This window comes from Gracilimonas halophila (genome assembly GCF_042684365.1).
Lineage (GTDB): Bacteria > Bacteroidota > Rhodothermia > Balneolales > Balneolaceae > Gracilimonas > Gracilimonas halophila.
This window is the reverse complement of the sequence record NZ_JBHULI010000024.1, coordinates 769737-782829: the sequence shown is the minus strand read 5'-3', so window position 1 is coordinate 782829 and position 13093 is coordinate 769737. Positions and strand designations below refer to the sequence as shown.

Genomic DNA, 13093 nt, shown 5'->3' with positions numbered 1-13093 from the left:
TTCATATTCTAATATCGATATTAGATTTTAAGAGGATTTGGTAAAACATTCAATAGTAAAGGCGATTAATTTTCTGATTGATAGACTGATTGATAGACTGATTGAGATACCTGTTCTTGTAACCTACAATGGAAGCGAGAATTCAGAATTACAAAACACACTCTTAAAGAAAAATTCACAATGGTTCTTTATCATTGGCTGAATCATCAAAAACAGGACTATGAGTAAATATAAGACGGCGGCAGAAGCGGTAAAAAAAATTAAATCAGGTGATCGGGTTTTTGTACATGGGGTTTCAGCAACTCCGGTCCAATTAGTACAATCGATGACCGATCGGCATCAGGAGTTAAAAGATGTGGAGGTGGTCCATCTTCACACAGAAGGCCCTGCACCATATGCAGCTCCGGAATATAAAGACAGCTTTTTTGTGAATGCATTGTTTGTAGGAGCGAATGTTCGTAAAGCGATCAATGAAGGCAGGGGAGATTATGTCCCCGTATTTTTAAGTGAGGTACCAAATTTGTTCAGGAATGGTATCATGCCATTGGATGTAGTATTGATTCATGTTTCCCCACCTGATAAACACGGGTATTGCTCACTGGGGGTTTCGGTGGAAGCGACTGTAGCGGCCGTTCAAACTGCGAAATATGTGATTGCACAAGTTAATCCCAATATGCCCAGGACTCATGGCGATGGACAAATTCATGTCAGCAAAATTGATGCACTGGTTGAAGTAGATGATGAAATTCCTGAACAAATAGTACCTGAGCCGGATGAAACAGAACTTAAGATCGGGAAAAATTGTGCGAGCCTGATTGATGATGGCGCGACTTTGCAAATGGGGATTGGCGCCATCCCAAATGCTGTCTTGAAAAGTCTTACCGGGCATAAAAATCTTGGTATTCATACCGAGATGTTCTCTGACGGAGTGATTGAATTAGTGGAGAAAGGTATTATCAATGGCAAGAAGAAAAAAATTCACCCCGGTAAAATTGTAAGTGGATTTGTGATGGGGTCACGAAAAACCTACGATTTCATCAATGACAATCCCTCTGTGGCCATGCTGGATATCGCCTACATCAACGATACCGCTGTAATTCGAAGAAACCCTAAGGTAACTGCTATCAACAGTGCGGTAGAAGTAGATTTGACCGGACAGGTATGTGCAGATTCAATAGGGACGTACCATTATTCAGGAGTGGGCGGTCAGATGGACTTTATACGGGGAGCATCCCTTTCACCGGGAGGGAAGCCGATCATAGCATTACCTTCAACAACAAACAAGGGAATTAGCCGCATTGTACCATTTTTGAAACAAGGAGCGGGCGTTGTTACTACCCGTGCTCATGTTCACTATGTAGTCACTGAATATGGAATAGCGAATTTATATGGAAAAAATCTAGGTCAGCGTGCCAAGGCCCTGGTCGATATTGCTCATCCTGATCATCGGGAAGAATTAGAGCAGGCAGTGTTTGAACGATTTAAGGGGTGAATGTAGAACGGCTGGAGGAACCTTTTTGATGGAATTACCTCTTAAGCTTGAGCTCGGCACGGTCCCCCCGGAAGTAATGAGCAAGTTCATTCTTCCTGTCCCTCCGAAGGGACACAGGTACTAGACAAAATTCTTCTTTTTTTAAGATATAACATTCTAAGCATTACGAAGAAACCTATCTCTCTTTGGAGAGAGGACTGTGGTGCATTTTGATTTTTCCAAATTCCAATTAATCTTTCAACGAATAGCGAATTTCCCCGCAATCCATTAGAGCCTTTTCTCAAATAATCGTACCTTTGATTTTCTTGAAACAAAAAAGCTCAATTACTCCATCGGAATGTCGAAACAAACTATTCAGGAACCGGAAGTTACACTTGAACTTGCCCTCGAACACGGCCTCAACGAAGAAGAATATGAAATGATAACATCCCGTCTCGGTCGGGTGCCTACCTTTACTGAGCTCGGCGTGTATTCCGTGATGTGGAGTGAGCACTGTTCTTATAAAAACTCCATCGTGGAACTTAAAAAACTTCCTTCTGAAGGTGAGAACTTGTTGGTAGGAGCCGGAGAAGAAAATGCCGGTTTGGTAGATCTCGGTGATGGTTTAGGATGTGCTTTCAAGATCGAAAGCCACAATCACCCCTCAGCCATTGAACCTTATCAGGGAGCTGCAACGGGAGTAGGAGGTATTCACCGCGATATTTTTACTATGGGTGCACGTCCGGTGGCAAGCTTGAATTCATTGAGATTCGGTTCTATGGACAATCCCCGTGTTCGATATTTACTGGATGGAGTAGTTCGCGGGATCGGTGATTATGGAAATTCATTTGGAGTACCTGTGATTGCAGGGGAGGTTTGTTTTGATGAGAGCTATGAGGGCAACCCGTTGGTTAATGCCATGAGTATCGGATTGGTAAAAGAAGGGGAGACTGCTTCAGCAATTTCTAAAGGAGTAGGAAATCCAGTGATCATTGTGGGGGCCAGTACCGGTCGGGATGGAATTCACGGGGCAACTTTTGCATCTGAAGAGATCAGTGAAGAAAGTGAAGCAAAGCGACCCAGTGTTCAGGTCGGAGACCCCTTTACTGAAAAATTATTATTGGAAGCCAGTCTCGAAGTCTTGAAGACCGGTGCGGTGATCGGAATGCAGGATATGGGAGCTGCAGGGATTGCATGTTCGACTTCTGAAATGACTGCAAAAGGTGGCGAAGGAATGAAAGTTGATCTTGATAAAGTTCCGGCGCGTGAAGATGGAATGACGGCCTACGAATTACTTCTTTCTGAAAGTCAGGAGCGCATGCTGATCGTAGCGGAAAAAGGTCGTGAACAAGAAATTATTGATGTGTATGAAAAATGGGATCTGCATGGCGTTGTAATTGGCGAAGTTGTAGAAGGTGATAAAGTTACTTACTGGAAAGACGGTGAGATTAAAGCTGAGATCCCTGCTGATCATTTGGTACTTGGTGGCGGAGCTCCGCAGTATATCCGCGAAACCAAAAAGCCGGGATATCTGGATGAAGTTCAGAACTTTGATATCAACTCAGTTGATCATCCCGAAGATCTCACCAACACGCTTAAAAAATTATTGAATTCCCCGAACATTGCTTCCAAACGTTGGGTGCATGAGCAGTACGATACCATGGTTCGAACCAATACGGTGACCGGACCCGGCGCTTCTGATTCCGGAGTGATCCGCATCAAGGGAACTAAGAAGGGCTTGGTAGCCAAAACAGATTGTAACGGGCGATATGTATACTTAAATCCCCGTAAAGGCGGACAAATAGCTGTGGCTGAATCAGGCAGGAATGTTGTTTGTTCCGGTGCGAAACCGATGGCCATCACTAATTGTCTGAACTTCGGAAATCCGTATAAACCCGAAGTGTACTGGACGTTCAAAGAAGCACTGGGAGGAATGGGAGATGCTTGTCGCGCATTGAATACACCGGTAACTGGCGGGAACGTAAGTTTTTATAATGAAAACCCAAACAGTGCTATCTTTCCATCACCTATCATCGGGATGTTAGGTGTTATCGAAGATGTGGAGAAGCATCTCACAACACCGGCCCTCAAAAATGAAGGTGATGTTGTACTCTATATCGGAGCAGACCGAAAAGGTCTGGGTGGAAGCGAGTATCTCAAAACTGTACACGGACTTACCACCGGAGATGCTCCTGAGATAGATCTCGATTTTGAGGTGAAGTTGCAGGAAGCGCTGCTTACCGCTATCAAATTAGGATTGGTAACAGCTGCCCATGATCTGTCTGATGGAGGACTTGCAACAGCACTCACCGAAATGGCGATCTTCGGCAAGAAAGGTGCTGAGCTTTCCGTAGATACCTTGACCGGAACCTCACATGAAGTTTTATTCAGCGAGGCACAATCCGGTGTGGTGATTACCATTGATGGCTCACAGCTTCAAACCGTAAAACATCACTTTGAAGAAGCCGGTGTTCCATTATATGAATTGGGCGTTGTTAAAGGAGATGAATTGAAGATCAAAGATCTGCTTTCCATCGATGTTTCAGAATCCGAAGAGATCTATGAAGGTGTGATTCCAAAAGCTATGGCCGGTTAATAAGCTTTTGCTTGCTTCATTACTGTCCTCCCCGGAAGTAACAGCATAGCTGTTCTTCCTGTCCCTCCTAAGGGACACAGTTTCTGACAATTATTTTGGATTTTTCTATAGGTGGGGATTATTTGAAGTGTAAATATTGTCCTTCTATAGAGACGGAGTGCGAATTGAGATTGCTCATATGCAAGGGAGAGGAGTGTTTGAATATTTAGCAACTTATTCGATATTGCTTGGTGAAGTTGTACTAATTAAAGCATCATGAAATCACTCTTTCTTTATTTGTTCCCTATTCTATTGATCACCTCATCTTGTCAAGATCAGGAACCACCAAAGCCTTTTGAAGAGCAGTTCATGAACGAACTAGCCATCGAACCGGAGGCCTATTATGATTTCTGGCTGGGTGGATGGGAAGTAACCTGGGAAGAAGCAGGGGGTTCAATGGGCAGGGGAACTAACTTTATCGAAAAAACCCTGGATGGAAATGTAATTCAGGAAAATTTCCGGGTAAATGAAGGACAGATGAAAGGGTTTATGGGTACCAGTATTTCAGTTTATAACCCAAGAACCAATACCTGTAAACAAGCCTGGGCAGATAATCAGGGAGGGTACTTTGACTTTACAGGAAAAGTTGATGGAACTAATCGTATCTTTCAAACGGATATTCGTGAGATTGGATCGGATACTCTTTTTACACAGCGGATGGTTTTTTATGAGATAACTAATGATTCGCTTAAGTGGGATTGGGAGTCTTCAGTTGATGGCGGGGAAACATGGTCATTAAGTTGGCGCATTAATTACAGAAAAGTAGATTAACGGAACGAAATTTTTCTGATCAAGCTTTTATGTTGTGACTATTCACCAAGAAATACGTTACATCATGAAAGGTAAGATTGTACTCATTGTCGGAGGCTCCGGCGGAATTGGATCTGCAACGGCTAAGAAATTCGGTAAAGAAGGGGCTAAAGTAGTTTTGGCAGCCCGCAATAAGGTTAAGGCAGAGGAAGTCGCCAAAGAGATCAATGATAATGGTGGAGAGGCTTTTGCTATCGAAACCAATGCCACTGATCCCGAGGCTGTAGAGAGGATGGCTTCAGAGATCGAAGACCAACTGGGCAAAATTGACGTGCTCATAAATGCATTTGGGCAGGGAATCATCCAGCCCTTCATGGAGATCGATACTGCTGACGCCAAAGAGATCATAGACGTTAATGTGTACGGTACTTTTCTCGTTACTCAAACCGTAATGAAGCACATGAAAGAAGATGGACCTACCTCAGTCGTTATGTTTCCCGGAACTATGGGCAAGTATGTAATGAAAAACGCATCCGTTTATGCGGCTTCAAAATTTGCCATTCAGGGTTTTACCAAGGCATTGATAGAGGAGCAGCGACGTGGTAAAACAAAATTTTCACTGCTTTATTTGGGCGGAGTGGACACTGCGTTCTGGGATGATGAACGCGTATCTATGAAAGTCAAAAAAGAGATGATGCTAACTCCGGATGAAGTGGCTGATGCCGTTTTTTATGCGGTAAATCAACCTTCAGGATCTGTCTTGAATGAGATGGTTATTCAGCCTGAAAGCCATCAGCTTGTATAATAGCTGTTTTGTCCTTTTTAATACGGTCCTCCCCGGAAGTAACAGACAAGCTGTTCTTCCTGTCCCTCCAAAGGGACACAGGCTTTTTGACTGAGGTAAAAAATATCTAAAAGATAAAAAACTAAATAGTAGCTAGAACTTGTCTCTCTTTGGAGAGAGACAGGATTTAGCTTTGCTAAAATCCAGAGAGAGGATAGTGATATAGTAAATAACTATGCGATTAAAAAAGATTTCACCCAACTACCGGGCACTCATCTATTTTTTTGTGGTAGGACTTCTCTAAGATATCCAGCCCTTCGTTGATATGTTCCTGAGTGATGGTTAAAGGCGGACGGAATCGAACCGTATTCGGACCACAAGAAAGGATCATCAAGCCATTGTTTACACACTCTTTTATGACATGATCACGGGCGTGTGTATTGGGAAGGTCGATGGCACAGAATAATCCTTTTCCTCTTGGGTTGGTAAAATACTCATGGTTATCAGCCATGGATTCCAGCCTGGTTTGCAGGTAGTTGCCAACTTTAGCTGCATTTTCAACAAGATTATCTTCCTCGATCACATCCAGAATTCTTCCAAAGCGAACCATATCTACCAGATTTCCGCCCCAGGTAGAGTTGATGCGGGAAGACACGTGGAAACAATTGGTTTTCACTTCATCGACCCTTTTGGAAGCAAGGATGCCGCATACTTGGGCTTTCTTACCAAAGGCCAAAATATCAGGTTTAACAAAATGTTCATGGGCCCAGAACTTACCGGTCATACCGACTCCCGTTTGCACTTCATCATAGATAAGAAGGGCTTCATGTTTGTCGGCTAAATCTCTCAGAGCCTGATGGAATTCAGGACGGAAATGCCGATCACCTCCTTCACCTTGTATGGGTTCGATCAAAATCCCGGCGATGTCATCTTTATAGATATCGAAAAAGCGTTCAGCTTGGGCAATAGCAAGTTTTTCCTGAGCCTCAGTCTCAGCAATATTCTCTTTAGTAGCAGGGAAGGTCATTGCAGGGCTGATCACCCGTGGCCAGTCGAATTTCGGGAAATATTTCACTTTATTCGGCACTGTATTCGTAACGGAAAGGGTATATCCTGTACGACCGTGAAAAGCTTTTTCAAAATGGAGGATCTTATGTCCTTTTTCTTCTCTGTATCCTTTTTCAAAATTCTTCTGAACCTTCCAGTCAAAGGCTACTTTCATAGCATTCTCCACTGCTAAGGCACCGCCAGAGATAAAGAAAGAGTAAGGCATGTAGTCAGGTATTCCGACACGGTCAAAGGACTCCATAAACCGAGCCATGTCTTCCGTATAAATATCAGAATTGGATGGCTTGTTGATGGCAACCCGAGCTAACCGTTGAACAAAGGCATCATCACCGGCCAGTTTTGGGTGGTTCATTCCAAGCGGATTGGAGGCAAAGAAAGTAAAGAAATCGAGATAGCGCTTCCCTGATTTTGAATCGTATAAATAGGCTCCTTCACTTTCCTCCAGGTCAAGTACCATTTCATAGCCATCGGTAAGCATGTGCTTGCTTAAAACGGAACGTACATTTTCAGGGGTGATAGACATTGTATCTCGCATTTCTAACTCCGGTTCTTTGAATTCACTTTTCAACAAATCTACCAAATAGCAAATTGGAGCTCAATAGCGTTTAAATTCACTAAAGTTGAAATCGCATATTTTACTGGTATCACCGGAGCATATAATATATAGTATAAGCTGCTCCTCTTAGAAATTAATGATGGTATCTCCAATGATCTTTAAGGGGCTACCTTCTGTTTTGGCAAGTTCCTTATCTTTAGCCAGTTCAAGTGCTGCTATGGCCACTTTACAGGCGAGTGGGTTTCCACCATAGCTTAAACCGGTCTGAACCTCTTTGATGACTTCCATAATATAAGGTGCGATATAAATGAAATGCGATGCTCCCAAAAGTGCTTTCCACGGGATCAGGATTAATAACTTAGCATAAGTTTCCCGACGTTTAAATCGTTTATAAAAATTACTAAAGATGTTGTGAGTGATCTATTTAGATCTTATCTGAAGAAATTTAGCACCATAAAATTCTGATAATACATGATATAGACTGTTGGTATTAACCTAATTGATGAACGTCTCGGGTTCAATGGTGTTAGATAGCCAAATGTTGTATAAAATTTTTTATTAATAATATTTTACTTTTGTGCTGTTATGGTTAATTTGCCATAGTATTAAGGAATGTGTATAGAATTAATATATTTTCCAGAAAAGCTATAAAAACTAAAACAAAACATTGAGGACATTTATGTTAAGAAAGCTACTAATGACGGTTCTTGCTTTGTGTTTTACCACTGGCGTGGCATTTGCACAAAACGGAACCTTAACAGGAAAAATTACCAGTGAAGAAACTGGCGAAGAACTCACAGGAGTAAATATCTTTATTGTTGAACTCGGAAGAGGAGCAGCAACGGATATTAATGGTGATTATACCATTGAAAACATCACTCCAGGTGACTATAGCATTCGTGTAAGTTATGTTGGTTTCTCTAATATTGAAGAAACCATTACTATTTCTGCGGGTGAAAATACCAGAGATTTTGAAATGAGACCTGATGTTGGTCTTTTGGACGAAATCATCGTTTCCGGTGTAGGTGGTGAAACCGAACGTAAAAAACTTACCGTTTCGGTAACCAAGGTTGATGAAGCTCAGTTGAGCCGAGTACCTGCTACATCTGTTTCAGGATCTTTAGCCGGTAAGGTTTCCGGTGTAACCATTCGAAGCTCGAGTGGTCAGCCGGGTGGAGCTTCTCAAATTCAGCTACGTGGAGACAACAACCTTAATACAGGTAGTCAACCACTCATCATTGTGGATGGTGTTATTCTTGAAGGAACCATGGCTGATATCAACTCAGAAGATATTCAGAATATTGAGGTTGTTAAAGGTGCTGCAGCATCCTCACTATATGGATCACGTGCCGGTAACGGTGTGGTTGTAATAACTACCAAGCGTGGAAGAAACCTATCTGACGGACAAATTGATGTTACCGTTCGAAATGAGATCGGTATCCAGCAGCTGGAAAATTACATCGACTTGGCTATGCATCACCCATTTGAACTTGCCGCTAACTTTGATGAAATCGATGACTACACTGCATATGCAGGCGTAACCTATCCCGCAGATTACAAAGGAGGATATAGCGATGGTGTTACTGGATCCAGAACCACAAAAGCTGATGGTTATATGGATAATCCTTTTGCAATTACTAAAGATCCTCAAAAGGAATTCTTTCAAAATGGAACCAATTATACCAACTATGTAGCCTTAGCTACACGAGTAGATAAGATCAATATTTTCAGTTCTTTTGAAAATAATTCTCAGGAAGGTATCATTCCGGAAACTAACGGTTATGATCGCCAGAATTACCGTATAAATGCTGACTGGGATATTACAGACCGTATAAAATTCTCAGCTTCGAATTTGATCGTGCGATCTACTTCGAATGCTCCGGGTGGGGGCGGAACAATTTTCTTTGATATTGTTCTTGCTGAGCCTGATAACAATCTCAGAATGGAACATCCTGACGGACAACCATATTATATCCGTCATAATCAATGGAGTAATGAGGAAAACCCATTCTATAATGTTTACAAGCAGCAAAGAACAGAAAATCGTCAACGATTTATAGGTAACTATGCTCTGCAAGTGAATTTCACAGATTGGTTGCAGTATGATGGTTCTTATTCTATTGAGAATAACAATACCAGATATACTGAATATGATCCTTTTGATACCTGGGAAATTTCCGGTGGCGGAGGATTGGGCATATCTTATTCTGAAGGAGGTTTATACAAGTTTTCCAGTGAAGAAGACTCTAAGACTTCTCAGCACAAACTTACTGCCCGTCAGCAATTCGGTGACTTATTTTCACGTATAACATTGAGTTATCTGTGGGAAGACCGGGATTATGAGTCTTTCTATGCTGATGGAAGTGACTTTGCAATCCGTGATGTGCCCCGATTTCAAGCCATGGACCCTGCTAACATAAATGCCGGTTCTTACTTGGAAGATGTATCCGCTGAAAATTATTTTGTGATCGGATCTTTTGATTGGGATGATAAATACCTTGTAGATGGTATGTTCCGACGTGACGGATCTTCTTTATTTGGTCCTGACGCCCGATGGAATAATTACTATCGTATTTCTGCTGCGTATCGAATTACTGAGGATTTTGATATTCCCGGTATCGACGAGCTGAAGATTCGTGCCGCACAGGGAACTGCCGGTATTCGTCCGGGCTTCTCATTTCAGTACGAAACATTTAGCGTATCAAATGGTAGTGCTTCTAAGAATCAGTTAGGTAATAATAACCTCAAGCCTTCTCAGACCAAGGAAACTGAATTTGCCGTTAATGGTACAATTCGTAGTCTGGTAGATTTTGAATTTATTTATTCTCAGTCTACTACAACGGATCAGTTTCTGGAAGTACCTCTTCTTCCTGTGGCTGGTTTCAGTTCACAATGGCAGAATGCCGGTACCATTGATTCTGAGTCTTTTGAAGTGAATGTACAGTCTTCACTCATTAACAAGCGTGATGTAAGTTGGGACCTGGGTGTTACATGGTCTACTTCTACTCAAACTATTGTAGGATTAACAGTGCCTCCCTACCAAAGCGGACCGGGCGGTGTATTTTATATCCGTGAAGGTGAAGAGTATGGTGCCATTTACGGTTACGACTGGGTACAATCACTTGACGTGATGGCTGATCAGCTACCTGCCGGAGAAACTATTGATGATTATGAAATGAATAGTGAAGGTTATGTTATCCCTGCCGGAACGGAAGGAACAGTTGATGAAACACCAATCAAGCTTCTGGAAGAGAACGGTGATGATGCCTACGTACAGATTGGTAATGGCCGTCCGGACTTTACTGCCGGTATCTCAAACACAGTCCGATTTAAAGGATTTTCAGCATATGTATTGCTGGATATCAAGAAAGGCGGAGATGTATATAACCGTAAGAGCCAGTGGTTAACCCGTGACAGCCGTAATGGTATCATGGACATGGGCGGTGTGCCGGATGCTGAGAAGAAGACTCTTAACTATTACCAGAGCTTCTATGATGTAAACACAAATAACGCATACTGGGTAGAAGATGCCGGATATGTGAAACTTCGTGAAGTATCATTGAGCTACGACTTCTCCCAGGATCAGTTATCTACTTTAACCGGTGGTGCTCTAAAAGGAGCGACAATTTCTGCAATAGGTCGTAACTTGCTAACGTTTACCGGATACTCCGGGTACGATCCTGAAGTTGGCTCTATTCGAAGCCCGTATGACGATACCGAAAGCTATCCGAATTTCCGTAACATGGCAGTCTCATTGTCACTCAAATTTTAAAATCAGATATAGATTATTATGAAACTTAATAGAATTAAAAACTTAATGATAGTAGGCCTGCTTACCTTAATGGTAGGCTGTGCCGATCTGGGTGTTGAGAATCTCAACAACCCGGAAACTGAAAGAGCACTTGCTTCAAGTGAAGATTTAGTAGGACTCGCTAATGGATTGTATCGGGATTTCTACGAATATAACCATTATTTTGGAGCTCAAATGGCATTAGCTGTTGGAGCTGATGCAGCCACCGCTTCCTGGGGTAACGCCGGGATGCAGCTGATGGGTACCGAACCTCGTCCGGCGTGGGATAATTCTCCCAATTTCAGTTATGCTTATGTAACTGAAGAGCAATTCGAGTTTATGTACTCCATAAATTCATCCGCCACAGATGTTCTGAATGCTTTGGCAAGTGGAATTGAATTTGATAACCCGGAAATGATCGAGGCCTTTTCGAAGTTCAATCAGGCTCTTTCAATTGGGTATATTGGTTTAATGTTTGACCAAGGATACATCGTTGATGAGAATACACCTGATGAGGAAATCGCTAATCCAACATTGAGGCCTTATGGTGAGTTAATTGACCATGCAGTTGCAAAACTGAATGAAGTAATTGCAATTAGCGAGGCTAACACCTTTGCACTTAATTCTTCAATGATGCAGTCTCCAGCAACCTTAGATAATGTGTTACTGGAAAAGCTTGCGCACAGCTATGCTGCTCGCTTTCTGGCAAATGCACCCCGAAATCTGGCTGAGACTCAGGCAGTTGACTGGTCAGCTGTACGGACACATGCACAGAATGGAATCGATTCTGATTTCATAATTACCGGAGATTCTAATTTCCTATGGTACAACTATGGTGGATATTACCTGATTAATCCGGGTTGGGCACGTGTTGACCATTATGTAATCAATATGATGGCTCCAACTATCCCTCCACACAATCCTGATGGAACTGATTATCCAGAACCTGATCCTGCTGACGTAGTGGATGAGCGACTGCTTTCAGACTTTGAATATTTGCCATCAAATAACTTCAGAGCTGAAAGGGGTCTTTATTTCTACTCTAACTACCGACATTCCCGTACTGATTATTACGTTGGAAGTTGGTCCGGAGATCTTCGCGAAGTCACGACTTCAGAAATGGATATGTACGTAGCTGAATCACATTACCACGATGGAAATTACGCTCTAGCTAAGACCGTAATCGACAATAGCGAGCGTATCAGTCGCGGTAATATGGATGCTGTTCTAGCAACAGAAGCAGCAGTATGGCAAGCTATTCATCACGAGCGGTTAGTAGAACAGTGGAATACTGGTGTAGGACTTGAATTCTTCCAAATGCGTAAGTATGACTTACTGCAGGAAGGTACTCTTCTGCATTTCCCAATACCTGCTTCTACACTTGAAGTATTAGGTATGACGAAGCCATTCTACACCTTCGGTGGTGTAGATAATGCGAGTGAGCCAGGTACTTCTAGTGGTGGTTGGAGATAACAATCAGTTAACTCTCTGATTAACTTAATTATAAAAGCCGGTACTCTTACGAGTGTCGGCTTTTTTTATGGAATAATATTAAATCAATGAGGCTAATTATTCTCCCTCTAAAAAACTAATCCAACCCTAATTGCCATTAATCAATATGAAGTCATTTTTATGTTTGTCAGATTGACTTCAAGATGAGACGAGCGAGATCCAATGTTATATCAGGAATTCAAAGGAGGGGAGGCTTAGGCTTTACTTAACCCACAGAGTCTGTAAAGAGTAGCAAGAGTATCATCAACTCAAGAAACTGACAACTGACTTATCGATAGAGAGAAATGTGGAGGGAAGCTTAAATAATACTTTAACGCGAGCACAACTCAAATATCCTGTCAGGGGATCTAATGAATGAGTATTGAGTGGGCGTCTGGTGGGCAACGGTTGTGCTATTCTTGTGTTCAATGGTTTGTTATAACCCTGTAAAAAAAACGTAGCCTTATGTATCTTCGTGATATTGAATAGGGATGGTTTATGATTCATTTATGAGTTGCTACTCATGGAAGGGTTGTAGGTGAATCAAA

At 42.2% G+C, this 13093-nt stretch carries 8 protein-coding genes; 6 read left to right on the top strand and 2 right to left on the bottom strand.

Going from position 1 to position 13093, the window contains the following annotated elements; genetic code table 11:
- Positions 1-220 precede the first annotated feature (220 nt).
- From ACFSVN_RS09860 to ACFSVN_RS09845, 4 genes are all read left to right on the top strand, one after another.
- Entirely contained in the window at positions 221-1492 is a 1272-nt protein-coding gene (locus tag ACFSVN_RS09860; RefSeq protein ID WP_390301773.1) for an acetyl-CoA hydrolase/transferase family protein, read from the top strand.
- Positions 1493-1829: 337 nt separating this feature from the next.
- A complete protein-coding gene (gene purL / locus ACFSVN_RS09855) occupies positions 1830-4067 on the top strand; it encodes a phosphoribosylformylglycinamidine synthase subunit PurL (protein WP_390301770.1) in 2238 nt (745 codons plus the stop codon).
- Between the two features lie 255 nt (positions 4068-4322).
- Positions 4323-4877, top strand: a complete 555-nt coding sequence (locus tag ACFSVN_RS09850; RefSeq protein WP_390301767.1) for a hypothetical protein — start codon at positions 4323-4325, stop codon at positions 4875-4877.
- 64 nt (positions 4878-4941) lie between these two features.
- Complete coding sequence (locus ACFSVN_RS09845; RefSeq protein WP_390301764.1) at positions 4942-5661, top strand: SDR family oxidoreductase; 720 nt, start codon at positions 4942-4944, stop codon at positions 5659-5661.
- A gap of 232 nt (positions 5662-5893) precedes the next feature.
- Here the strand turns inward: ACFSVN_RS09845 and lat are convergent, their stop codons facing one another.
- On the bottom strand, positions 5894-7243 hold the full coding sequence (gene lat / locus ACFSVN_RS09840) for an L-lysine 6-transaminase (protein WP_390301761.1): 1350 nt from the start codon (positions 7241-7243) through the stop codon (positions 5894-5896).
- Positions 7244-7390: 147 nt separating this feature from the next.
- Entirely contained in the window at positions 7391-7552 is a 162-nt protein-coding gene (locus ACFSVN_RS09835) for a hypothetical protein (RefSeq protein ID WP_390301758.1), read from the bottom strand.
- Positions 7553-7943: 391 nt separating this feature from the next.
- Here ACFSVN_RS09835 and ACFSVN_RS09830 point away from each other — a divergent pair, with 391 nt between their 5' ends.
- Positions 7944-11036 carry a SusC/RagA family TonB-linked outer membrane protein gene (locus ACFSVN_RS09830; RefSeq protein ID WP_390301755.1) on the top strand — a complete coding sequence of 1031 codons (3093 nt, stop codon included), beginning with the start codon at positions 7944-7946 and terminating at the stop codon, positions 11034-11036.
- An 18-nt stretch (positions 11037-11054) separates the two neighbouring features.
- On the top strand, positions 11055-12527 hold the full coding sequence (locus tag ACFSVN_RS09825) for a hypothetical protein (protein WP_390301751.1): 1473 nt from the start codon (positions 11055-11057) through the stop codon (positions 12525-12527).
- Positions 12528-13093 lie beyond the last annotated feature (566 nt).

Bases quoted from the DNA above. Each gene is read 5' to 3' on its own strand.
- ACFSVN_RS09860 (WP_390301773.1), top strand. From the start codon at position 221: ATGAGTAAATATAAGACGGCGGCAGAAGCGGTAAAAAAAATTAAATCA.
- purL (WP_390301770.1), top strand. From the start codon at position 1,830: ATGTCGAAACAAACTATTCAGGAACCGGAAGTTACACTTGAACTTGCC.
- ACFSVN_RS09850 (WP_390301767.1), top strand. From the start codon at position 4,323: ATGAAATCACTCTTTCTTTATTTGTTCCCTATTCTATTGATCACCTCA.
- ACFSVN_RS09845 (WP_390301764.1), top strand. From the start codon at position 4,942: ATGAAAGGTAAGATTGTACTCATTGTCGGAGGCTCCGGCGGAATTGGA.
- lat (WP_390301761.1), bottom strand. From the start codon at position 7,243: ATGCGAGATACAATGTCTATCACCCCTGAAAATGTACGTTCCGTTTTA.
- ACFSVN_RS09835 (WP_390301758.1), bottom strand. From the start codon at position 7,552: ATGGAAGTCATCAAAGAGGTTCAGACCGGTTTAAGCTATGGTGGAAAC.
- ACFSVN_RS09830 (WP_390301755.1), top strand. From the start codon at position 7,944: ATGTTAAGAAAGCTACTAATGACGGTTCTTGCTTTGTGTTTTACCACT.
- ACFSVN_RS09825 (WP_390301751.1), top strand. From the start codon at position 11,055: ATGAAACTTAATAGAATTAAAAACTTAATGATAGTAGGCCTGCTTACC.